The sequence below is a fragment of the Paeniroseomonas aquatica genome (genome assembly GCF_030409335.1).
Lineage (GTDB): Bacteria > Pseudomonadota > Alphaproteobacteria > Acetobacterales > Acetobacteraceae > Belnapia > Belnapia aquatica.
This window is the reverse complement of record NZ_JAUFPN010000165.1, coordinates 1-22,717: the sequence shown is the minus strand read 5'-3', so window position 1 is coordinate 22,717 and position 22,717 is coordinate 1. Positions and strand designations below refer to the sequence as shown.

15 protein-coding genes are annotated in these 22,717 nt (G+C 67.5%); 8 read left to right on the top strand and 7 right to left on the bottom strand.

Annotated elements, in window-relative coordinates:
* Positions 1–20 precede the first annotated feature (20 nt).
* The 5 genes from QWZ14_RS17060 to QWZ14_RS17040 are packed head-to-tail and all read left to right on the top strand — an operon-like array spanning position 21 to position 6,706.
* Positions 21–1,247, top strand: coding sequence for a DegT/DnrJ/EryC1/StrS family aminotransferase (locus QWZ14_RS17060; protein ID WP_290317974.1), 1,227 nt, complete (start codon positions 21–23; stop codon positions 1,245–1,247).
* Positions 1,248–2,462 (top strand): glycosyltransferase family 4 protein, encoded by a 1,215-nt coding sequence (locus tag QWZ14_RS17055; protein ID WP_290317973.1) that lies wholly within the window; start codon positions 1,248–1,250, stop codon positions 2,460–2,462. It abuts the gene before it with no gap.
* Complete coding sequence (locus QWZ14_RS17050) at positions 2,459–3,592, top strand: UDP-N-acetyl glucosamine 2-epimerase (protein WP_290317972.1); 1,134 nt, start codon at positions 2,459–2,461, stop codon at positions 3,590–3,592. Before QWZ14_RS17055 ends, QWZ14_RS17050 begins: the two co-directional genes overlap by 4 nt.
* Positions 3,589–4,740, top strand: coding sequence for a glycosyltransferase (locus tag QWZ14_RS17045; protein WP_290317970.1), 1,152 nt, complete (start codon positions 3,589–3,591; stop codon positions 4,738–4,740). The genes QWZ14_RS17050 and QWZ14_RS17045 overlap by 4 nt, the downstream gene beginning before the upstream one ends.
* Positions 4,712–6,706, top strand: coding sequence for a polysaccharide biosynthesis protein (locus tag QWZ14_RS17040; protein ID WP_290317969.1), 1,995 nt, complete (start codon positions 4,712–4,714; stop codon positions 6,704–6,706). Before QWZ14_RS17045 ends, QWZ14_RS17040 begins: the two co-directional genes overlap by 29 nt.
* Positions 6,707–7,025: 319 nt before the next feature.
* Here the strand turns inward: QWZ14_RS17040 and QWZ14_RS17035 are convergent, their stop codons facing one another.
* From QWZ14_RS17035 to QWZ14_RS17025, 3 genes are all read right to left on the bottom strand, one after another.
* Positions 7,026–8,036 carry a hypothetical protein gene (locus tag QWZ14_RS17035; RefSeq protein WP_290317968.1) on the bottom strand — a complete coding sequence of 337 codons (1,011 nt, stop codon included), beginning with the start codon at positions 8,034–8,036 and terminating at the stop codon, positions 7,026–7,028.
* Positions 8,037–8,662: 626 nt separating this feature from the next.
* The gene (locus QWZ14_RS17030; RefSeq protein ID WP_290317967.1) at positions 8,663–10,708 is read right to left on the bottom strand and encodes a calcium-binding protein; all 2,046 of its coding nucleotides are present in this window, start codon (positions 10,706–10,708) and stop codon (positions 8,663–8,665) included.
* Positions 10,709–11,277: 569 nt separating this feature from the next.
* A complete protein-coding gene (locus QWZ14_RS17025; RefSeq protein WP_290317966.1) occupies positions 11,278–11,970 on the bottom strand; it encodes a class I SAM-dependent methyltransferase in 693 nt (230 codons plus the stop codon).
* Positions 11,971–12,214: 244 nt separating this feature from the next.
* Between QWZ14_RS17025 and QWZ14_RS17020 the strand changes: the two genes are divergently transcribed.
* The 3 genes from QWZ14_RS17020 to QWZ14_RS17010 all read left to right on the top strand — a co-directional run bounded on the left by QWZ14_RS17020 (position 12,215) and on the right by QWZ14_RS17010 (position 15,156).
* A complete protein-coding gene (locus tag QWZ14_RS17020) occupies positions 12,215–12,361 on the top strand; it encodes a hypothetical protein (protein ID WP_290317965.1) in 147 nt (48 codons plus the stop codon).
* A gap of 674 nt (positions 12,362–13,035) precedes the next feature.
* The gene (locus tag QWZ14_RS17015) at positions 13,036–14,181 is read left to right on the top strand and encodes a glycosyltransferase (protein WP_290317964.1); all 1,146 of its coding nucleotides are present in this window, start codon (positions 13,036–13,038) and stop codon (positions 14,179–14,181) included.
* Positions 14,182–14,208: 27 nt separating this feature from the next.
* Positions 14,209–15,156 (top strand): glycoside hydrolase family 16 protein, encoded by a 948-nt coding sequence (locus QWZ14_RS17010; RefSeq protein WP_290317963.1) that lies wholly within the window; start codon positions 14,209–14,211, stop codon positions 15,154–15,156.
* 108 nt (positions 15,157–15,264) lie between these two features.
* On the opposite strand, the gene QWZ14_RS17005 is transcribed toward QWZ14_RS17010, so the two are convergent.
* The 4 genes from QWZ14_RS17005 to QWZ14_RS16990 form a co-directional block, all read right to left on the bottom strand.
* The gene (locus QWZ14_RS17005; RefSeq protein WP_290317962.1) at positions 15,265–16,704 is read right to left on the bottom strand and encodes a hypothetical protein; all 1,440 of its coding nucleotides are present in this window, start codon (positions 16,702–16,704) and stop codon (positions 15,265–15,267) included.
* A gap of 103 nt (positions 16,705–16,807) precedes the next feature.
* Positions 16,808–19,048 carry a GumC family protein gene (locus QWZ14_RS17000; RefSeq protein ID WP_290317961.1) on the bottom strand — a complete coding sequence of 747 codons (2,241 nt, stop codon included), beginning with the start codon at positions 19,046–19,048 and terminating at the stop codon, positions 16,808–16,810.
* A gap of 357 nt (positions 19,049–19,405) precedes the next feature.
* Positions 19,406–21,490, bottom strand: a complete 2,085-nt coding sequence (locus QWZ14_RS16995) for a hypothetical protein (protein ID WP_290317960.1) — start codon at positions 21,488–21,490, stop codon at positions 19,406–19,408.
* A 142-nt stretch (positions 21,491–21,632) separates the two neighbouring features.
* On the bottom strand, positions 21,633–22,301 hold the full coding sequence (locus tag QWZ14_RS16990; protein WP_290317959.1) for a sugar transferase: 669 nt from the start codon (positions 22,299–22,301) through the stop codon (positions 21,633–21,635).
* Positions 22,302–22,717 lie beyond the last annotated feature (416 nt).

Genomic DNA, 22,717 nt, shown 5'->3' with positions numbered 1-22,717 from the left:
CGGAACCGAAGGCGGCTGCCATGCCCACCCCCCGGGCCGTTCCCACTGACCCCGACGCAGCCCGCCCCGCCACGCCGGCGGCGCTGCGCCTGCTGCCCCGCCCGGCCCGGACGCCGGCGGACGGGCCGATCCTGCTCTCGCCGCCGCACCTGACCGGGCGGGAACTCGCCGGCATCGCCGAGACGCTGCAATCCGGCTGGGTCGCCCCCGCCGGCCCGGCCACCGCCGCCTTCGAGGCGGCGCTCGCCGACGCCACCGGCCAGCCGCACGTGCTCGCGGTCAGCTCCGGCACCGCGGCGCTGCACCTCGGCTACCGCTGCCTCGGGATCGCGCCGGGCGACGCGGTCTGGACCGCCAGCCTCACCTATGTCGCCACCATCGCCCCGGCGGTGCAGATGGGCGCCCGGCCGCATTTCCTCGACGTCGCGCCGGACAGCTGGACCCTCGACCCCGACCTGCTGGAACGCGACCTCAGCCGCGCCGCCCGCCGCGGCCGGCTGCCCCGCGCGGTGGTCCCGGTCGACCTCTTCGGCCAGAGCGCAGAGCTCGAGGTCATCCGTGCCCTCTGCGACCGCTGGGGCGTCGCGGTCATGGCCGACAGCGCCGAGGCGCTCGGCGCCACCCAGCACGGCCGCCCGGCCGGCCAGGGCGCCCGGCTCGCCGCCTTCAGCTTCAACGGCAACAAGATCGTCACCGCCGGCGGCGGCGGGGCGCTGGCCTCGGCCGATGCCGGGCTGATCGCCATGGCGCGCGGCCTGGCCAACCAGGCCAGGCAGCCGGCGCCGCACTACGAGCACGAGACCACCGGCTACTCCTATGGGCTCTCCTCGATCCTCGCCGCCATCGGCATGGTCCAGCTCGCCGCGCTGCAGGACCGCATCGCCGCCCGCCGCGCCATCTTCGGCCGCTACCACGACGGGCTCGCCGGCCTGCCCGGCCTCGGCTTCATGCCGGAGCCCGACTGGAGCCGCGGCACCCGCTGGCTGACCGTGATCCAGCTCGACCCGGGCCAGGGCGCCCCCGGGCGGGAGGCGGTGCGGCTGGCGCTGGCGGCGGCGGGGATCGAGACCCGCCCGGTGTGGAAGCCGATGCACCTGCAGCCGGCCTTCCGCCATGCCGGCCGCAGCGGCGGCGCGGTCGCCGCCCGGCTGTTCGAGCGGGGGCTCTGCCTGCCCTCCGGCAGCGGTCTGACCCCGGCGCGGCAGGCCCGGGTCATCGACCGTCTGCGCGCCTGCTGGGCGGGCTGAATGCGCATCCTCTACCTGCACCAGCATTTCTCCACCCCGGCCGGCGCCACCGCCACCCGCAGCTTCGCCATGGCCGAGGCGCTGGCCGCCCGCGGCCATGCGGTGACCATGGCCTGCGGCCAGTATGCCGGCGCGGTGACCGGCCTCGCCGGCGGCTACCGCCACGGCCGGCGGGCGGGGCCGGTCGGCGGCTTCCGGGTGGTCGAATTCGCCATCCCCTGCGGCAATCACCTGCGGTTGGCGGCGCGGGCCGGCGCCTTCCTCCGCTATGCCGCCCGGGCCACCGGCCTGGCGCTGGCCGGGGCCTGGGACGTGGTGGTCGCCAGCTCCACCCCGCTCAGCGTCGCGCTGCCGGCGCTGGCCGCGCGGCGGCTGCGCGCCCTGCCCTTCGTCTTCGAGATCCGCGACCCCTGGCCCGAGCTGCCGCGCGCCATGGGCCTCGGCTCGCCGCTGGTCTGGGCCGGGATGGACCGGCTGGCCGATGCCGCCTGCCGCCGGGCCGCCGCGGTCGTCGCCCTCTCGGAGGGCATGGCCGAGACCGCCCTGGCCCATGGCGCCGCCGCGGCGACCCTGCGGGTGCTGCCCAATGGCAGCGACCTCGATCTCTTCGGCCCGCATGTCCGCCCCTGGCGCCCGGACGGGCTCGCGCCGGGGGTGCCGCTGGCGGTCTATGCCGGGGCGCATGGCCCGGCCAACGGGCTCGACCAGCTGGTCGCGGCGGCGCGGCTGCTGCGGGCGGGCGGCTCGCCGCTGGTGCTGCTGCTGGTCGGCGCGGGCGCCGAGAAGCCGCGGCTGCAGGCCGCGGCGGCGGCGCTGCCCAACCTCCGCCTGCTCGACCCGCTGCCGAAGCCCCGCCTGGCCGGGCTGCTGGCCGGCAGCCAGATCGGCGTGCAGTGCCTGGCCCCGGTCGCCGCCTTCGCCGAATGGACCGCGCCGAACAAGCTGATGGACTACCTTGCCGCCGGCCTGCCGGTGGTCGCCAACCTCGGCGGCCGCGCCGCCCGGCTGCTGGAGGGCGGCGGCTTCGGCCCCTGCGGCATCGCCACCGCCCCGGGCGATGCCTGCGCCCTCGCCGCCGCCCTGGCCGCCCTGGCCGCGGACCCGGACCGCCGCGCCGCGCTCGGCCGCGCCGCCCGGGCCCAGGCCGAGGCCCGCTGGGACCGCCGCCGCCTGGCCGAGGGCTTCTGCCAGGTGGTCGAGGGCGCCGCCGCATGAGCCTGCCGGCGGGCGACCCGGCCGAGCTGCACCTGGTCGCGGCCGCCCGGCCGAACCTGCCGAAGCTGGCGGCGCTCTGGCATGCGCTGGACGAGACCGGGCTGCCGCTGCGCCCGGTGCTGCTGCACACCGGCCAGCACCACGACGCCGCGCTGTTCGGCGACCACCTCGCCCAGCTCGGCCTGCCGCCGCCCGGGATCAGCCTCGGCATCGCTGGCGGCGGCGGCCATGCTGCGCTGATCGGCCGGACCATGATGGCCGCCGCCGCCTGCTGGGAGGCCCGCCGCCCCGCCTGCGTCATCGTCCCCGGCGACGTGGACGGCGCCCTGGCGGCGGCGCTGGCCGCCCGCACCCTGGGCCTGCCGGTCGCCCACCTCGAGGCCGGGCTGCGCTGCCCCGAGGCCGAGCCGGGCGGCCACTCCGACGAGGACATGCCGGAGGAGATCAACCGCCGCGCCATCGATGCCGTGGCCAGCCTGCACTGGGCCCCGGACGAGGCCAGCGCCGCCCGGCTGCGGGCCGAGGGCCGGCCGGCCGGGCGGGTCCGCGCCGTCGGCAACGCCATGGTCGATACCCTGCTGCGGCAGCTGCCCTCGGCGCGGGACCGGCCGCTGCCGCCCGGGCTGCAGCCGCGCCGGTTCGGCGTGGTCACCCTGCACCGCGCCGCCAACGTCGACGACCCTGCGGCGCTGGCGTCGCTGCTCGACGGCCTCGCCGGCGCCGCCCGGCTGCTGCCGCTGGCCTGGCCGCTGCACCCCCGCACCGCCGCCCGGATGGACCGCTGGGGCCTGGCCATGCCGGCCGGGATCCTCGGCCTGCCGCCGCTGTCCTACCTCGACTTCCTCGGCCTGCTGGCGCGCGCCCGGCTGGTGGCGACCGACAGCGGCGGGGTGCAGGAGGAGGCGACGGCGCTCGACCTGCCCTGCCTCACCCTGCGGCCCAGCACCGAGCGGCCGCTGACGCTGGCCGCCGGCTCCAACCGGCTGGTCGCCGCCGCCGGGCTGCCGGCCGCGGTGGCCGCGGTGCTGGCCGGCGACTGGCCGCGGGCGCGGCCCATCCCGCTGTGGGACGGCAGGGCCGGGGCCCGCATGGCGGCGCATCTCGGCGCCTTCCTGCGGCGCCCGGCATGACGCCGCCGCTGGTGCTGCTGCTCTCGGCGGCGCATCCGCCGGACGACCTGCGGGTGGTCCGCAAGGAGGGGGCCGCGCTCGCCGCCGCCGGCTGGCGGGTCCGCCACCTCGCCCCCGGCCCGCCCGGGCCCCAGGCCGCGATCGAGGGCGAGGCGATCGAGTGCTACCCCCGCCGCCCCGGCTGGGCCGGCCGGCTGCGCGGCATCCCCGCCCTGGCCCGCCGCGCCGCCGCCGACGGCTCCGCCGTGCTGCATGCCAGCGAGCCGGATGCCTGGGCCGCCGCCCTGCTCGCCGCCCGCCGCTGCGGCGCCCGCTGCGTGCTCGACGTGCACGAGCACTACCCGAGCCGGCTCGATGCCCGGCTGCCGCGCTGGGCCCGCCCGGCCGGCCGCGCCGCGCTGCGCCTGCTCTGCCGCGCCGCCGGCCGCGCCGCCGATGCGGTGGTGGTCGCCAAGGACGGGCTGGCCGCGGAATTCCCCGGCGCCGTCGCGGTCCGCAACTACGCCCTGCCCATCGCCATCGCCCCCCGCCGGCACCGCCCCGGCCCGCCGACGCTGGCCCATGCCGGAGCGCTCGGCCGCAGCCGCGGCTGGCCGCAGCTGCTGGAGGCCATGGCCCTCGCCCCGCCCGGCACCCGCCTCCGCCTCATCGGCCGCTTCACCGACGGCTCCGAGCCGGACTTCCGCGCCCGCGCCGCCGCCCTCGGCCTCGCCGGGCGGATCGAGCACCTCGGCTGGCACCCGCACCCGGAGGCGCTGGCCCTGCTGGCCGAGGCCGACATCGGCCTGGTCCTGTTCCAGCCCGGCGAGGAGAACCACCGCCTCGCCCTGCCGCACAAGCTGTTCGATGCCATGCTGGCCGGCCTGCCGGTCATCGCCCCCGCCTTCGCCGAGGAGGTCGCCGGCATCATCCAGGACGCCGGCTGCGGCCTGCTGGTCGAGACCGCCGACCCCGCCGCCATCGCCGGCGCCATCGCCGCACTGGCCGACCCCGACCTCCGCGCCCGGCTCGGCGCCGCCGGCCGCGACGCCGCCCTCACCCGCTACGCCTGGGGCGCGGAGGCCGCCCGGCTGGTCGGCCTCTATCGCCGCCTCGCCCCGCTCCCGGTCGGAGGCGGCAATGGTCAAGCCGCGCCGGCTGGCCTATAGCGGCGCCATGGCCCGCCGCGCGCCGCACCGCATTCTGCTCAACCTCCTCCTCGATTCCCTCCTGGCCTGCCTGGCACTGCCGGCGGCGATGCTGCTCGCCGCCCCCGGCGCCTGGCCGCCCGACCCGGTGCCCTGGTGGTCCGCCGCCCTGCCCGGCGCCGCGCTGTCGCTGCTGGCGGCCGGCCTGCCGGTGCGGCTGCCGCAGCAGTACTGGCGCTACGCCGGGCTGCCGGACGTCATCGCCATCGCGGTCGCGGCGCTGGTCGGCGCGCTGATCTTCGCCGCCGGCCTGCACCTGCTCGGCGCCTGGCAGCCGCCCAACATCGCCTTCCCGCTGATCCACGCCATCACCCTCGGCACCCTGCTCGGCGCCCCGCGGGTCGCCGGCCGGCTGCACCACGCCCGCCCCGGCGGCCGCCGCGGCGCCGAGGGCACCGGCACCGCCCAGCCGGTGCTGCTGGTCGGCGCCGGCGACGGCGCCAACCTCTTCATCCGCGGCCTCGCCCAGGAGCGCACCCCGGGCTACCGCGTCATCGGCATCCTCTCGATGCGCTCGCGCCAGGCCGGCCGCCGCATCATGGGCCACCCCATCCTCGGCACCGCGGACGAGATCACCACCGTGCTCGACCACATGGCCGAGGAGAAGCGCCTCCCCGCCCTCATCGTGCTGTCGACCGCGCATGTGCAGGGCCTCGCCCTCGAACGCCTGCTCGACGCCGCCGACCGCCACGGCGTCCCGGTCCGCCGCGCCCCCTCCATCACCTCGCTCGACCCCGCCGCCCGCCGGCTCGAGGACAAGCTCGACCCGACCAAGCCCGCCCTGCCCGTCCACCTCCGCCCCGTCGCCATCGAGGATTTGCTGGACCGGCCGCAGGTGCCGCTCGACCGCGAGGGCATGGCCCGGCTCATCCAGGGCCGCCGCGTCCTGGTCACCGGCGCCGGCGGCACCATCGGCGGCGAGCTCGCCCGCCAGGTCGCGGCCCTCGGCCCCTCCCAGCTCGCGCTGCTCGACCACGGCGAATACGCGCTGTACGAGATCGACCTCGAGCTCCGCGAGCGCCACCCGGACGTCCCCCGCCGCGCGGTGCTGGCCGATGTCCGCGACGAGGCCCGCATCCGCCGCCTGTTCGAGGAACTCAAGCCCGAACTCGTCTTCCACGCCGCCGCCCTCAAGCATGTCCCGATGGTCGAGAACGACCCGCTGGAAGGCCTGCAGACCAATGCGCTCGGCACCCGCGTCGTCGCCGACGCCGCCCGCGCGGTCGGCTGCCGCGCCATGGTCTTCATCTCCACGGACAAGGCGGTGAACCCGACCAGCGTCATGGGCGCCTCCAAGCGCCTGGCCGAGATGTATTGCCAGTCCCTCGAACGCGAGGCCCGCGCCTCGGGCGGGATGCGCTGCGTCACCGTCCGCTTCGGCAACGTGCTGGGCTCGACCGGCAGCGTCGTGCCGCTGTTCCGCCGCCAGCTCGAACGCGGCGGGCCGCTGACCGTCACCCACCCCGACATGCGCCGCTACTTCATGACCGTGCGCGAGGCCGTCGGCCTGGTGCTGCAGGCCAGCGTCATCGGCGCCGAGGACCGCGACGACCAGCCTCCGGGCCTGGCCGAGGGCGGCATCTTCGTCCTCGACATGGGCAAGGCGGTGAAGATCGTCGACCTCGCCCGCCGCATGATCCGCCTCGCGGGACTGCGCCCGGAGGAGGACGTGGACATCCGCTTCACCGGCCTCCGCCCCGGCGAGAAGCTCTACGAGGAACTGTTCCACGGCCAGGAACCGCCCCGCCCGACCCAGTTCCGCGGCCTGCTGATGGCGACGCCGCGGACGGCGGATACCGGGCTGGTGGGGCAGGCGATCGACGAGATCGCGGCCAGCAGCCGGGCGGGGAATACCGGGGCGGCGCTGGCGCAGTTGAGCCGGTTGGTGCCGGAGTTTGCGCATAATGCGGATGGGGATGGCGGGTGACTGTCTCCCCCGGGACGCGGATGGGGGCGCGCTGCCCGCCCTGACCCTGCGCAGAGGCCGCGGGCCGCAACGAACGCCACAGTTCAGGCTGCCTCACCACGCGGCGTCTTTCGGCAGCGTCGACTCCGGGCATAGGACCATCCGGCTGCCGACTGAATGGGGCCTGTTCCTGCCGGATAGGTCTGGCACCGGTTTTCCTGGGTCGTGATGCGCCGACTTCCTGCACCATCAGGTACTGCGATGGTCGGATCACCGACGCCGCTCCACCGGCTTCGATAGCCCTCGCGGCCACTGCCGTTGCGAGCGCTTGAGTGGGGCTTCAGCAACCCCGCCGCAGGAATTGAATATCACTGGGCTCCAACGCGCCGAGCTGGGCACGCATGATGATAGCCTGGCATTTGTCTGCATTCGGTCGCGGCGCGGCGTTCAGCTTTGGCAAGGGCCGTCGTGCCACGCGGTCGTGATCGTCATGATCCTGGCCGACGTGGGCATCGGCCTGCGGCATGACCGGCAGGGCAGGTGCCGGGGGCAGGATCGGTGCTCGCGGCGGCGAAGCCCAGGTCGCCGAGGGTATGGGTGGGACAAGGACCGGTGCCGCAATCTCGGCTGCGGCAATGGTGGCCGGGTGTGCGACCTGTCCCACCTGAACGGGCCCGGACACCCGCTCCGCTTCGGCATGGGGGACCGGGGGGGCCTCGCTGAAGGCAGGCGCAGAAACAACATGCGGCTTTACGTCGGGTGGGGAATGACCGGGGAGATTGCGTCCGACCAGCAGCAGTATCATCAGGCACGCCACGCCGGCCGCGACTGCCGGCACGATGGCGTTCCTCGGCCTTGTTCTGCTGCTTCGCGTCGGGGCACAATCAACGGAAGGAGACAGATGTTCGGTCTTGGCTGGCCGCCTGAGCAGGGCGCCATGCAAACCAGCTCTTACGGTTTCTGTCCAATCAGGATCATTGGGCAAAAAGTTGGGTTCATCCTGACGCGTTATGTCATTCAGCCGCTCTGCCAGAGCATCAATATTATTATGCTCGACTCCCCAGATTTGAATCGGCGGGAATTCCGCTGCGGCTTCGTGGCTGACGGATGCTTTCAGCACTTCCGAGGCTTCATGGCTCGTTCTGGTGGTTGGCAATATGTCCAACAGGATGACGCCATAATGCGAATGCAAGATGATGTACTCATTCCCGGATAGGAAGCACAGCTCCTCCCTCTGAAGAACAACGCTGTGTACAGCAACCCAGTCCGCATCCGTGCGACGCAGCGCATCGATAACGAGTCCATCATTTTGATGCTTGAATAATGAAACTGTGGGTTGCTTATTCGTCATTGAGCGAACCGTCTACTGCTGTAAATTCAAGCCCCTCCAGTCTTACACGACCCTCAAACCACGCGCCGCTTTATCACCGGAAATTCCGCCATCAAACCGAGACAGGGCTCGGCATGCCGAATGGAGGTCAGACACTGCATCCCAACCCTTGGGAGGTCGTGGAGGACCCGCATGATGCGGACACGTCGGATGCCATGGAAGAACCAGCAGTTTGCTGCAGGGAGTCACACTGGCGCCTCGTGGCCGTGCTATCCCGACCGGGCCACAGTTCGGGCATGCGGAATCAACCTGCCGCACCGAACCACAATGTTCCGCCCTTTGCCTCGAGCCCAGCCGTTTGCTGGACCCGAGCGCCAAGCGCATGAGAGGCCAATTCGCGGCCGATTGCGCGGAACATCCCTGCAGCAAGGATGGCGACGTTGCTGTGAGCAAGCCCGGGTGTTGCAGATGAGCACGACAATGCGGAAGAGACGAAACTGTCGATCACAGCGAAGACGGCATCATCGGCGTCAGACGGTGCTGCCGTTCGGGCCTCGGCAGCCCCAACCTCCGCGCCCTGCTAACGCCTGGACACCGATGCCGTCTTCCTCTCAATCCTTCTCGGTGACCTGCCCGCAAATGTCCTTTCAGACAAAAAGAATGTCGGTCGCGCCAAGCTTGCTCGCATGAGCAAGGAATACGCTGTGGCCGACAGCATCATAGGTGACCAGGAGGCCGGCGACGCCTGATTCGGTGGCGACGGTCATGTGAATGCTGGGTTTGGCCAGGCTCGGGAACTGCAGATGGTCGATGCCGCTGGCGAAATCCTGAATGGTGACATGGCCATTGCTGTTGCCGAAGATGAAGGTGTCGGCACCATCACCGCCTGCGAAATCACCGCTGCCGGATCCTGCGTGGAGGACGTCGTTTCCGGCGCCGCCCCTCGCGGTCGCCTGGCCAGCCCCGGCGTGCAACACCAGTGCCGTCTTGCCGTCAACGGTGACGCTGTCATGGCCGCTGCCGAAGGTGACGTTCGCGGTGGAGTATTTTCCATCATAGGTGGGGTCGTAGAGCCGCCCATTATTCATTTTGTCCGCGTCGGCCAGGGAGGAGAGCCCGGCCGCGGTGATCTTGACCACGTCGTCACCGCCGCCCGTCTTGATGGTCATGGTATTGCTCGAAGGCGCAGCGCTCGTGCTCGGCCGGTCGCTGTGAGCGACCCAGGTGACATGGTCGTCCCCGTTGCCGAGGCTGACCGAGCCACGCTTGGTGCTGACCAGCATGAGGTCGAAGTCACTGCCACCGAATTTTGCCAGGCTGACCGTGGGGCTGACGAAGTTGTCGAAGGCCAGCTTGGTGGCATAACCGGCGTCCCATACGGCCGGCTTCAGGGTTGCTCCCACCACCTTGCCCCATGACGGGATGGCGCTGTAGGTCTGGTAGGTGCTCCCGCCGAACTCCACCGGCGCTACCGAAATCTGCGAGGCCAGGACGCCAGACAGCGGTGGCGCGGTGCCCAAAGGAGCATCGGACAGGGCCGAAAGGTTGACGAAGATCGGGTGGTCGGTCACCGACATCTGCAGATTGGTTACGCCGACGGCGGTCTGGACGGCGGCGGGGCCGCTCATCGGATCATAGACGGCCGCATTGGCTTTGCCTGGCAGTTGCAGGGTGACCGTCACCCCGGCCGGGGTAATGGCCTGACCGGCGACCTCGTTCCAGACATCCGGCTCGCGCCAGATGGCCAGAACATAGTCTCCCGACGATTTCTCCATCAGCATCGATGTGACATCGCCGGGACCTTCCAGGGTGTAGCCCAGCGCCTGCGTCGTGAAACTGCTGGCGTTGGCACCGGCATCGCTGAGGATGGTCTGCAGATTGTGCAGTGAGGTTGCTGCGGTCTTCGGGCTTCCATCCGAGTGGAAAATGCCGAAATGGGCGCCGGTGTCGGTGTAGATCCAGTCCCTTAAGGAATAGAGCGTGACGGCTTTCGCCCCCTGCCGAATCCCATCCATATAGGCGTTGAGCAGCAGCTTGGCCTGCGTCGTCTCGTCGACACCATCCACGAAGGGGTTGGGATCGGTCACGCCTGGTGCGGTAAACCAACCGATCTCGGTGATGACGAAGGGCTTGCCGGGATCCACCGCATTCTGCACGCCAAGCCCTTCGGCCAGCGCTGCACCAGGCTGCCCCCCGCGGTTGGGATAAATGTGCATGTTGTTGCCGTCGCTGGCGGCAGCGACAGCCGGCCAGGACGACATGCCGGCCACGAAGATCCCGGCGGTGACGGGGTTGGCATTCATCGCCGCGTAGAAATCGGCCTGCCAGGCAACCGCGGCTGGGATGCCGGTCATGCCGGCATAAGTGACGTTGAAATTGTTCGGCTCATTCGGCCCTTCGACGAAGGCCACGCTGCCGGGATGCTTGATGATGAAGTCCGCGATAGCCGTGACATTGGCCTGCGGACTGACCCGGGTGTCGGCGACGAATTCCAGCTTGAGGCCAGCCTCGGCCAAGGTGTCGAACTGACCGTAGGGGTTGTTGGTGGTCGGTGCCGCGATGCGCAGGGTATCGACGCCGGCATAACGGGCCTGCTCGATCATGGCCGGGATGGTCGACCAGTTGCCATTCACGAGATCGGGCTGAATACCCAGGGCGCGATCAACATCCGAAGCCCGAAGGGCGTTGGCCATTGGGTATCATCCTTGTCCGTCGCCTCAATCTCGCGGCAAGGTATTTCCGTTTCGTTTACATATCGGCACATCGCCGGTCGTGCATTCCTCAGGTCAAATTCAAGGATGGGATCGGCCTGCGGATGGATCGGCCGAGGAACCACACGGTGATAAGCGGCGGATCAGAGCATTGTCCGACGTAGGCGCCTCCGCGTTGGTCCCCGCGTCTCCTGCAAATCAAGGACGCCCTGGTCGGCCTGAGCCGGATCAGTTGCGTTGGGCACTGCATCCGTCACCCCGGGCTACCGCTTCGGGTTCGGTATTCTTCCGGATGAAGGCCGCCGGGCTGCTCTTCGATGGCATGGTGCAGTCTCTCGCCCAACCGGATGGCCACCTTCTGACCAGTCTGGTGCATGGACCAGGCCGGCCCGATTGCTTGCGGGCCCGCTGGCGAAGGAGCTGGATCACTGGCCGGCAGCAGCCTCGCACGAGCACGGATCAACCTGCATCCTACATTGCAGCACGTTGGACGGGCCGGCACCATCGGCTGAGGTGAAGCAAATCTCGTGAGGATGCTCTGACGCTCATTATCATTTGGCCAAGACAATGAGTGAGTATCCGCCCAGAATCCGCACAGCTAAATCAGGACTGACCTTGTGCAGCCATCTGCGGGGATTGGCCATCAGCCGGCTGCTGACTGCCTGATTGGGAAGCTCCAGACGGCTTGCTGTGTAACGCCAATCAATAATATCATATCCGCAATCAACGAGGGCAGCGAGGGCGAGATCCTTGTTAAAGTAATGAATGTGACCGACGGCTTTTCGGAGGTTCATTATCGGTTTCATTCTTGCTAATGACTGAACCGACAAATCGAGTGGAATATGGAAAACCTTGAAGGTACCGTACCGCTTCAATTTTTTCACAAAGCCCAAGTAGTCTTCTACATGCTCAATGACATCGATAACCGAAACAATATCAAATTGAAGGCCTTCTTCTGCCAATAAATCTTTCAACTGGAAATGGATTTTGGAGGATTTCTTTCGTGCCGCCATTTCATGGGCCTGAGGAGAGATATCGTAGCCGGTAAAACGGACATCTGGAAACGCCTTTGAGAGCTCCACCAGGATGCCTCCGGCGCCACATCCCACCTCGCACAGGTTCTCGAATTTAACCCCATTGTCAATCAATATCGACTTGATCTGTTGAGCTTTCCAAACGGCGTCTTCTTCATGCCAAGTTGGATTCGCTTCAGCATACTTACCATCTTGGTACATTTCGCTCATCAATTTCGCCCTGTGCCTTGCGCTTCTTGCAGGCCGCGCATCTGCAGAATTCTTCGTTGCCACATCTTGCCTGCACTCTGGGCACGACAAAAATGGCTCGCGGCATCGTCACGGCGCGCCCACCGATCATCTTGATTTACGTAGCGTTCAGTTCTTCGGAAGCTGTCGAGGTGCTTAGGAACTAGGGCATATCAGACCATGAGAGGTGGGTCAGGTTAGATTCATATCACAGTCGGAAATTTGAATGGCCATGACGAGCCAGCGCACCTTCTTCCGACCCAATATTTCAACCAGACTTGGAAAAGCTGGCGCGGATTTGAATGGTCGCACTGCAAACCTGCGGCCGAGCGATCCAGGCGCTGGTGAACAGGGGCAAGGTGTGCCGGATTGAAGGGCAGGCCTGCACCTGCCAGCAATGCCGGCCTATCCTTGCCGGGCGCGCATCCCGGCCTGGCCGGAAAGATCTGCCCCGGCATCGTCCAGCACTGCCCTTCCCTGCCACCCAGCAAAGGTTGCGCCGTGCGATCAGAACGCCACCGTCTGCCGAGCCGCCCGCCGTTGTCCGTGGGCAGGTCGAGACTGCGTGCTGTTGGCATCCCAGCGCCTTCGGAGGGGCGGTATCACTGCATTAGCGGGTCCTCCTGGCCGCCCGGCAGGCGACTGCCGCGCTGCGTAAGCCTGCGGTGGCCGGTACGCGGCGCATCGAGGCGGCAGGCACGATGGTGCCGGTCTCGAACCCTTATCTCAGGTGGGTCCTCCGCCGGGTGCGAAGTCCATCGCGGTCGCCCATCCGCGGCTGGACGCCACCGAACGTGCCTTCAGCGTGGCCTGCCACTCCGCTACCATTGCCTCGTCTCCTGGCGATCACAGGCATCGGACCATCTCGGCGAACATTGGCAGCCGCTCGTGAGGTGTCTCCCATGACCGCCCTGGCACAGACACACACACCCGCCACACGCCTTGCGGGGTAACCGATTTCTGACCCGCCCGCCGTGTGCGACCGAGCCCACCATGCTATGGCCCAGGTACTTGGCGCATGTTCGATACCCTCAGGAAGGATGCCTCATGACGGCTGGAGTGACGCAGGGTGGAGCACGGCGCGAGGATACGCCGGGAAGGCTGAAAGTCCTCTACGTCCAGCTGGCAACACCCAGCTTCGCCGGGATTGAGATCGTCGTCGATGCGATCTGCACCGAACTCGCCGAGAAGCATGGCGCCGAGCATGAGGTCGACGTCCTGTATACCTCCGACCAGAAGGGCTATCCCGCCGAGCCACGGCGCTATCATGCGATCCGGCGGTTTGCCGAAGGCCACCTCTCCCTCCTGACAATCCTCAGAGATGTCATCCGCCGGGGACGCTATGACATCATCGTCGTGCCGCAGGTCGAACCCACCGTCCTGGTGTGGTTTGCCTGCCTCGGGCTGCGGCCGAACATCGCAATGCACCTTCATGGCAACCTGCAGCGGGAACGCAGCCACCGGAAGGCCAAATTCATGTTCTTCCTGATGAAGGCCCTGGTCCTTCGCCACCTGTCCTACGTGTTCGGCACGTCGAGGCGGCAGCTCGAGTCCTTCAAGGTCATGTTCGGCGCCGCCATGCCCTGCATCTGGGTGCCGAACCCGGTGCGGGATTTCCCGAAGGCGAACGACGCGCCGACGGTCAGTCCGCCCTTCGTCACCTTCGTCAATGTCGGACGGTTTGACTACCAGAAGGGCCAGGATATCCTTGTCGATGCCTTCGCCCGCCTGCATGCCCTGCGTCCGGACGCCAGGCTGAAGCTGGTCGGCTATGGCAGCGACGAGGCTGCGCTGCGCGCGCAGATCGATCGCCTGGGGCTCGGCGCGGTCGCGGCGATCGAATACCATCCGCTCAATCCCCAGGATGCCCTGCTGGCGAGCGACGTGTTCGTCGCCACCTCGCGCTGGGAAGGCTGGTCGCTGGCGATCTGCGAGGCCCTGCGCTTTGGCCTGCCGGTGATCGCGATCGACTGCGACTTCGGGCCAAGCGAGATCCTCACCGATCCACGGCTCGGCACGCTGGTCCCGGCGGCCGACCCTGATGCCCTGGTCGCGGCGATGGCGCGTTACCATGACACCATCGCGGAGGAGAGACAGCACGCCGCCTTCCGCAAGGCCGCAATCGACGCCTACAGCGTCGGCCAGGTCGTCCGCGTCCATGCCAAGGCGCTGCGCCTTGCCGCGGCACGATGAATGGCGACTAAGTCCAGGATGGAGCAGATGCAGCAGATGACATGGCCGCGCCGGGACCTCCTCAAGACGCCCTTCCTCGGCGCGGCGATGGCCGCCGCCACGGGAGCACCGGGACAGGCCCAGACCTTGGGCCGTCCGGCCGCAAGCGATGATCCGACGCGGGGGCGGACGCTGGCCTTCAATGAGAATTTCAAGCGGCTTGATACCGCCCTCTGGGATGCGGGCCCGAAGGCGACCGCGTCGGCGCAGGGCTTCTACGGACGGTCGGCCTTCGCCCGCCTGTCCGGCGAAGCCGGGTTCAATCCCTATCGTATCGTCGCGGATCCGCTGGCCACCGACGGCACGGCGCTGCAGATCGGCGCCCGCTACATCGGCCGGACGCTGGACATCCCGAACTACTACGGCAATGCGACCGCCGACTATCAATGGGTGTCGGGCAACCTGCAGACCGCCAGCCGGGACGGCTCGATCCGTGCCGGTTGGCGGAACGGCTACTTCGAAGCGCGCATGCGGTTTCCCGCCCATCCCCTGACCTGGCCGGCCTTCTGGCTGCTCAACAAAAACTCCATCCTCAATCCGGCGACCAGCATCGAAGTTGACATCGTCGAGCATAAGGGCTTCGAACAGCGGCTCTACGGAACCTACCTACATGAGTGGGGCGACCCGGGCCAAGTGCACCAGGGCAGCGGCGTCACGCCCGGGGTCGACCTGACCTCGGGTTATTTCCGCTACGGCTTCCTGATCGACGGTGAGCGCTGTGCGCCCCTGTTCGAGCGCCGGCGGGTGCTCGATTCGGAAACTGGCCGCCCGATCGGCTGGCCGCTCGGCCGCGCCGCGGAGATGGACCGGTCTGGCGATGTCTTCTGGCCGCTGCTGACCCTTGCCCTGCGGACCGATGTGCCCTTCCCTGCCCCGCTGCAGGAGAAGGACAGGGAGACCTCCATGCGCGTGGACTATGTCAGGGTCTATACCTAGAGCTTGCTCGTCCGAGACGAATTGCCACGGGAACTGAGTCACGCGACGCAATAATGAGCGGGACCGTGATTCCCGGATCTGGCGGCGCGGCGTGGCCCGGACCGTGGCCTACGCCGCGCGTGACTGCAGCTTGTCGCCGGGACCGAGCCATCGCAGGTTCGTCCTGCTCGAGGCCCGCTGATCCCCGATCAGGACCCTTGAGGCGGTGCCGACCAGGCAGGCGATCTGGATGAAGAAGGCCAGCGAGTTGATGGTGGGCCCGGCCATCAGTGCCGGGATCAGGCCGCCGCCGAGGGCCGCGGCAAAGCCGTCCATGGTGGCCCGTGCCGGATCCGTGGCGGCGGTCCGCGCCTGCGCCCGAATCTTGAAGCGCGACAATCGGATGACGAACCAGATGATGAGCAGCAGTCCGATCACGCCCGAGTTCACCAGCAGACCGGCAATCAGGCTCGAACTGCGGAAGCTACCCCAGCCGACGCCGAGGCCGAAGGTCGTCATGGTTGCTTCCAGCGCATCGAGATCTGCCTGCGTGCGCTCCTCGTAGGAGGAACTCTCGCGCTTCTCCAGCGTGGCTTCAGTGATCATGCTGACGGCATCCCCGAACTCCGGCCGGAGCAGGAAGAGCGGGCCCAGCACCACGACGCCGGCAACGACGACGGCGAGGATCGTCCTGAGGGCTCGCTGGATGCCGGCGCCGCCGCCGGTGACCATCGCATAGGCGAACATCAGCGGCAGGCCGACGACCAGGGCCAGGATGCCCGAAGTCGAGGTGGACATGAGAACCCCCGCACTGGCCAGGCAGAGGAGGAGGCGGGGGCGCATCACCTGATGGCTGCGGATGCAAAGCCAGAGGCAGCAGAAGGTCACCCCGGCCAGGTACGAGCCCATGGAGGAGGGTTCGCTAAACGGCCCCTGGACCCTGGGGATGGGTCCGATGCTCTGCTCCACGATAGTCCAGCCCGGGTTGGTGTTCAGAAACTCCTTCGGCCACCACAGGCCGGTGAGGCGCGACGCAAATTGCCAGAAGCCGAGGAACACCACGAGGTAGCCGCTGGCGAGATAAGCGGCGAGCAGGGACCGGTAGGGGATGTTGATGCGAGTCAGGAACAGGGCCGCGCCGACGGTCACCGCGATGTTGAGAATGAGGTAGAGGCCCTGGGTCACGTTCCCCATGCCGAATTGCAGTGGCATCATGATCCCGACAAATTCGTTTCGTTGAGGCCAAACCGGCGTGCCGGCGAAGACATCGGTCAGCACGAAGGCCGAGCCGATGGCCCAGCCGGCGAAGGCGAGCAGCGGCAGTAGGGTCTGGAAGACCAGGCGCTCACCCGGGTAGCGCATGCCAAGCGCGTATTGCAGCCCGATATAGCCGAGGAACAGCAGCCCCGGCACCAGGGAGGGCTGCAATCCGAAGCTCCCGCCGATCACCATGGCCGCCGCGGCCTCGAAGACCTGCGTGATAAGCGCGAGCTGCAGCAGGCGGACTGGCTGCCCGGCCAGGAACAGGCAGATCGGCAGCAGAATGAGGCCGAAAATGGTCATCTGCATCGCGCGTCCCTAATGCCAGACTGGCAGCACAGTGCTTTTTGCCAAGCCGGCGCGGCGGCAGCCCGCTGGCCTGGTGGTTGGCCCATGGGCATGCCGCTGCGATTCAGGCGCGGGGCCCGTAGTAGGAGCCAGCGCTGTGCCAGGCCCGGGCTATCCCGTCGCCGCGGCCGGCCATGCGACGCATGCGGACCTGGGTCAGGACCGTCCCCAGCATGCGCACGCCGCTGCCCTGCAGCAGCTTGATCGCGGCACGCACGGTCGCCTGTGGGGTTCGCTCGGCGCAGACCGCGACCAGAACCGAGTCCACCTGCCGCGCCAGGATCATCGGGTCCGCCACCGCCAGCACCGGCGGGGCATCCAGCACGACGAGGTCGAATTCCTCGCGGGCCCATTTGATGAGCTGGCGCATCCGGTCGGAGTCCAGCAGATCCTGCGGGTTGCGGCTGCTCGGCTCGGTCGGCATGACATGCAGGCCCGATGGCATGCGGTGGATGAGCTTGCCCCGGTCGCCGAGCGCACTGGCCTCGCCGAGTACCCGGTCGAGGCCGGCGGATACCGGCAGCCCGAGGTAGCGCGCGATGGACGGACGCCGCATGTCGCAGTCGATCAGCAGCACGCGCCAGCCCGCGCGGGCCGCGCTCTCGGCCATGCCGACGCTGAAGACCGACTTGCCTTCCTTGGGCAGGGCCGAGGTCACCATCACCAGCCGGGGCCGGCGCTCCGGGTCGAGCACCTGGAAGTTGCCGCGGATCCGGCTCATCGCCGCGCTGAACTCCATGGCGCTGGGGGCCTCGAGCTGCGGGCGGTTCCGCCGCATGGTCACCCGCGGCACCAGGCCGATGGGGGTGAAGCCGAGCCAGACCTCCATGTCCTCCGGCGTGCCGATCCCGGTGCGGAGGCGCTCCAGCATGAAAGCCAGCAGCAGCCCGAGCACCAGCGACAGGCCGCCTGCGACCACCAGCAGGCGGCCCTTCTTTGGCGCCGAGGCGCTCAGCGGCGCCGCGGCCCGCGAGACCAGCTCGGCATCCGGCTCCTGGATGCCGGAAACATTGGCCAGCTGGGTCGCGCGCTGCAGGAAGCTTTCATAGATGCCGCGGCTCGCCTGCGCCTCGGCCAGCAGGCCATGCAGACGGACCTCGGCGAGGTTCTCGACCGAAACCCGGCCGCGGAGTTCCGCGAAGGTCGCCCGCAGGCGCTGCTCCTGGGTCTGTAGGGTGGTCACCTCATTCTGCAGGCCGCCGGTGAGGTTCGCCATTTCCTCCTGGATCCGGCGCTGGACGCCACGCCGCTGCGACCGCACGGAGACGAGGTCCGGGCTGCGGTCGCCGAGCGTGGCCGCGATCTCGGCCTCGCGTCCGGCCAGGGTCACCTCGAGCTCGCGCAGCCGCTGGATCAGCGAGGACTGCACCACGGTGGGCAGTGCCTCGACGCGCCCGCCCTGCTGCAGCACGCGGTTCATCTCCTGCAGCTGGGCTTCCTTCTGGGCACGTTCGGACATCAGCTGCATCAGCTGCTGGTTGGTCTGGACCATCTGCTGGGCATTGATGGAGGCATAGGCCTGGGCGCCATTCCGGAAGGTGGGTACCTCGGTGAGGCCGTTCGCCTCGCGGAAGAGCTGAACCGCCTGTTCGGCCGCGCGCACCTTGACGACCAGTTCGCCGAGGCGTTCCTGGAACCATTCATGGGCGCGCTGGGTCGCCGCGAATTTCTGGTGGCGCTTGAAGTCGAGGAACTGGCGGGCGATCTCGTTGGCGATCTGGGCGCTCAAGGCGCCATCCTCGGTCTCGACCGACAGATGAAGGACGTTGGACCGCGCCTCGTTGCTGAAGCTGATCTTGCCGGCCAGATAAAGGCCCGAGAGCTGGATGCGGCTGACCTCGTTCACCTCCGTGACCTGCGGCTGCCGGAGGTGGAAGGCCATCAGCACCGCGTCGATCGCCTGGCCGACCAGGCTCGGCTCCTGCTCCCAGGGGGCGAACTCCGGCAGCTGCGTCAGCTTCAGTTCCCGGACGACGCCGTTCAGCAGGTCGGGCGAGCGCAGGATGTCGATCTGCGTCCGCATGATGTTCGGAGCGTTCTCGGGTTCCGACGAGATCGCCTGCAGGTCGCTGACCTGGGTGCGTCGCGGCTCGATCAGGATGGAGACCTGGGCGGTGTACCGCGGCGTCATGCGGTAGACGACAACCGTGGTCAGGCCGAGGCCGAGCGCGAGGACAGTGAGGATGGCCCAGCCCTGGCGACGGATGACTCCGACGAACCGGGTGAACGGCACGCCCAGCGGCTCCGGCGAGCCCTGACCCAAGGAGGCTCCCTGTATCGCACCCTGCTGCTCAAAGCCGCTCATGTGTCCCTCCTCCAGCCGGACGGGCCCGCAGCCTGCACGGTGTTCCAGATATCGTCGATCGCCTGCAGCGTGCAGCCGATGGTGGCCAAGGCCGGTGCGCCGAACCCGGCCGCACCGTCGCAGCGGTCACCGTCATGGGTCCCGGCCCCGGCTGACATTCCTCATGGTCCCGCTGCGAAACTCCAAGGCGACGCACCGGTGTCCGCGCCCGCTACCCTGGCCGATATCCGGGACCGGCCGGGCCAGATGGAATGGGATTCTGTACCCTGCGAGGGTTATCAAACGCTGAGGTGCCGCCTGTCCAATGACTTGTAGTCGATACACGACGAAGTTCCGCATGAGACCGGAGGGCCAAGCCTAGACTCGCTTGCCCGGAAGCTGGCTGCCGAGTTGCAGGCCCATCCGGCGCGCCGCGCTGCGCACGAGGCCTCGGACCAGGCGCGTCGAACTGGAGTGGCCCGCCATCTCCGATGTCCGGCGTGTCAGCGCGCGCAGCCCGTAGAGGCCGTTCATCGCAGGCAAAAGGAGGAAGCGGAAGTTCGGAAACTGGCTTGTGATGGCCCCTTCCCGCCAGAGCGAGGTCTGCACCGACCGCATCTTCTCGCCCAAGGTCCTGGCAGGGTCGAGCGCGGTGATGACGGGAATGATCTTGTCGCCCCCGAAGTCCACCGAGCGGTTGTGGATGCCCAGCAGCTCGATGTGTTCCGGGCGCGGGTTCAGGATGGCATTGTGGAGCGTGCACCAGGCTTCCTCGGCCTTGCCCGGCAGCGCACCGAGATCCGCAGGCTCCAACTGATTGAGGTAGGCCATGATGCCGCTGAGGATGGAGTCACCCGTAGGCACCAGCCGGTCCTCCCAGCCGGGTACCTCAAGATTGGACACCACCTTGCCATCTGCCCCGGTCTGATAGCTGCGCACCGATTCGAGATCGGATTCGCAGAACTGCTCGAACAACTGCCAGTACCGCAGGATCGAGGAGCGGACATCCCAGGGGGCGTAGCCGTTGGCTTCCGTCAGCAGCCCGGTCGTGTAGCCGAAATGGTCCCGGCCGAGATGCTTGTAATCGCATCGGGCCGCCAGCAGGGATTGGATGGTCACGGCGGGCATGCCTTCCTTCAGGAACCGGCCGGTCGACCCGTAGAGGCCGGTATCGCAGAGCACCACACGCTTGGCGCCGCCGGAGGCCTGATGCAAATGCTGATCGGTATGCCCTGCCTGCGCCGCGATCTCCGCCATTGCGCGGCGGCCCTGCGTGGTCTTCGTTAGCAGACTGCGGAAGCGCTTGTACTCGAAAGCGGCAGCCCAGCCGGGATCATCGCCACAGGGCAGGCCACTCAGTGCCTGCCCGACCTGGCCACAGGTATGACCATGGAATTCCCGCGACATCTCGAGCTGGGCCGAGCGGCCGTCGCAGACGAAAGCAACCCGCAGAGCGGCAATGCGGGAAATCATGAATTGGGCGCGCCGGACCTCGAGCGGCAACCCGGTCCGCACCAGGAAGCGCTCGAGCATGACGCCGATGGTCAGACCGCCGCGGGCGCAGAACAGCGCGGCCGTGCCCACGGCCGGCTGATAGCTCAGGTACAGCCAGAGGCGACTGCAGAGCTCGGCAACGATCGGACCGAACACCCGCTGCCCGATGTCAGCCCGCGAGGTGAATTCGATGGCCGAACCCTGACGCATCCGGCGACGCGTCAGCAGGAACCCGCTCATGGCGAGCGACAGGTAGCGCGTACGCCGGGTCAGCTGATGGGTTTGCGCTGGCCGAGCGAGAAAGGCATGCAGACCTGCGCGGCGCGCCTGGTCCACGTCGGCGAGCCGATCGTCACCGATGTGGAGGAAGGCCGAGGCCGGACGCTGCTCCTCGGAGAGGACGCGCACGAAGAGACCCCCGCCCCGCTTCGTGAGGCCTTCGTCGGCGCTCGAATAGAACCGGTCGATGATTCCCTTGCCAAGCCGGGGCTCGATCAGCGCCGCAAGATCCGCGGAGGACCAGGCCGTATCGCTGACCGCGATGAGGCGCTTGCCCGCAGCCTTGGCGGTGCGCATATCCTCGGCGAGGGTCTGATTCAAGCTGAGGGAGGCGTTCTCGACCTCCAGCTCGGCGTCCCGGCATAGGGTGGCGACATCTGCCGGCAGGCCCAGCAAGGCGACCACCCGGCTCAGCATATCGTTGAAGCGGATATCGCCGGTTCCACCGGCGACATCGACCATCCGGTAGCCCAGGCGTTGGGCCTGCTGGCGCACCATGTAGTAGGATCTGGCATCCACCCGTCCGCCGCTTCGCTGTTCGATCTGGCGCGCGGCGCGCCACAGGCGCTCCCGCTCGCCGACCGGACGCCGCAGCAGGATCGTGTCGAAGACATCGAAGGACAGGACTTCAGCAGAAGAGACTTCTGCAACAACGCCAGCCAGAACTGCATGCGTCAGAATCATCGACATCAGCTTCTTTTCTATGTAATGATTATTCTACCCATGCACTGCTTTTCATTCTGCAATGGAAACTGCCAACAGCCAGCATCTTGATTTAAAACCTAGACAAATTAGATACTTTACAGCAATGGCGAGGCGGATCGAGTAGCGATCAATGAGCGCCGGTTCGTCTCATCACGACATTGATCGTGCGGAACAGGATCAGCATGTCGGTTCGCAGCGACTGTTGTTCTGCATACTGATGATCCAAGGCGACGCGTTTGGGATAGCTGAGTTCGCTGCGGCCGCCGACCTGCCACGGTCCGGTGATGCCAGGGCGCACCGAAAGATAGGCCAGCCTCGCGCAGTCAGGTTCATAGTAAAGATCCAACTCGTTTTGGGTAACTGGACGTGGCCCGACTAGGCTCATGTCGCCACGCAAAACATTCAGCAACTGCGGCAACTCATCCAGGCTGGTAGAACGAAGCAGCCGGCCAAAAGGTGTCACGCGCGGGTCATGGATTAACTTGCGGTTGGCGTTCCACTCTTTGCGGGCCACAGTATCCGTTGCAAGCAGTTCAGCAAGCACGGCATCCCCATCGACCCGCATCGTGCGGAATTTTAGACATGTGAAAGGCATGCCGCGGCGACCGATGCGTTGGTGACCAAACAGACCCGGCCCACCATCACGCATGACACACAATAAAATAAGGCCCATCACGGGAAGCAATGGAATCAAAATTACAAGCGAGGCAAACACATCGAAAAATCGTTTGGTCTTTTTGAAATGCTTCTTTTTCGTTTGAGGTGCGCTCAAGGATGGCTCATTGTGCAAGATCACGTAACAAGCCTCCTTTCTGGAAGGTTGCTTTACAGCGGAACATTGGTAGCAAGCGCATCGAACACCTTCAGATGCAGCATTGTCGCCATATTTGGACGTCCGCTGCGGTGCATCGCAACATGATGGTCCGATACCCACCTTGCATAGACAAAAAAGACGCTTTGCCCAAAAAAAACATGCTTTGGCCAGATATTTATCCTAAAGGGAGATCAACTTGCATCCGTATCAACTATCTGGAAAAAAATTGAGCTCTGCCGCGCTCAACCATTTTCATACCGATTGGATTTCCACGACAAATCTTCAAGCCGGTATCGTTTTCGAAATGGTGGCGTTCAGGAGCGACAGTGAGGCTGCATTAGTCGAAAGCCCCGCATCTACCTAGCCTGGATTATGCGCGAAGGCTGACGGGCATGGTG

Coding starts and splice junctions, on each gene's coding strand:
- QWZ14_RS17060 (WP_290317974.1), top strand. CDS start 21: ATGCCCACCCCCCGGGCCGTTCCCACTGACCCCGACGCAGCCCGCCCC.
- QWZ14_RS17055 (WP_290317973.1), top strand. CDS start 1,248: ATGCGCATCCTCTACCTGCACCAGCATTTCTCCACCCCGGCCGGCGCC.
- QWZ14_RS17050 (WP_290317972.1), top strand. CDS start 2,459: ATGAGCCTGCCGGCGGGCGACCCGGCCGAGCTGCACCTGGTCGCGGCC.
- QWZ14_RS17045 (WP_290317970.1), top strand. CDS start 3,589: ATGACGCCGCCGCTGGTGCTGCTGCTCTCGGCGGCGCATCCGCCGGAC.
- QWZ14_RS17040 (WP_290317969.1), top strand. CDS start 4,712: ATGGTCAAGCCGCGCCGGCTGGCCTATAGCGGCGCCATGGCCCGCCGC.
- QWZ14_RS17035 (WP_290317968.1), bottom strand. CDS start 8,036: ATGACGAATAAGCAACCCACAGTTTCATTATTCAAGCATCAAAATGAT.
- QWZ14_RS17030 (WP_290317967.1), bottom strand. CDS start 10,708: ATGGCCAACGCCCTTCGGGCTTCGGATGTTGATCGCGCCCTGGGTATT.
- QWZ14_RS17025 (WP_290317966.1), bottom strand. CDS start 11,970: ATGAGCGAAATGTACCAAGATGGTAAGTATGCTGAAGCGAATCCAACT.
- QWZ14_RS17020 (WP_290317965.1), top strand. CDS start 12,215: ATGGCCATGACGAGCCAGCGCACCTTCTTCCGACCCAATATTTCAACC.
- QWZ14_RS17015 (WP_290317964.1), top strand. CDS start 13,036: ATGACGGCTGGAGTGACGCAGGGTGGAGCACGGCGCGAGGATACGCCG.
- QWZ14_RS17010 (WP_290317963.1), top strand. CDS start 14,209: ATGCAGCAGATGACATGGCCGCGCCGGGACCTCCTCAAGACGCCCTTC.
- QWZ14_RS17005 (WP_290317962.1), bottom strand. CDS start 16,704: ATGCAGATGACCATTTTCGGCCTCATTCTGCTGCCGATCTGCCTGTTC.
- QWZ14_RS17000 (WP_290317961.1), bottom strand. CDS start 19,048: ATGAGCGGCTTTGAGCAGCAGGGTGCGATACAGGGAGCCTCCTTGGGT.
- QWZ14_RS16995 (WP_290317960.1), bottom strand. CDS start 21,490: ATGTCGATGATTCTGACGCATGCAGTTCTGGCTGGCGTTGTTGCAGAA.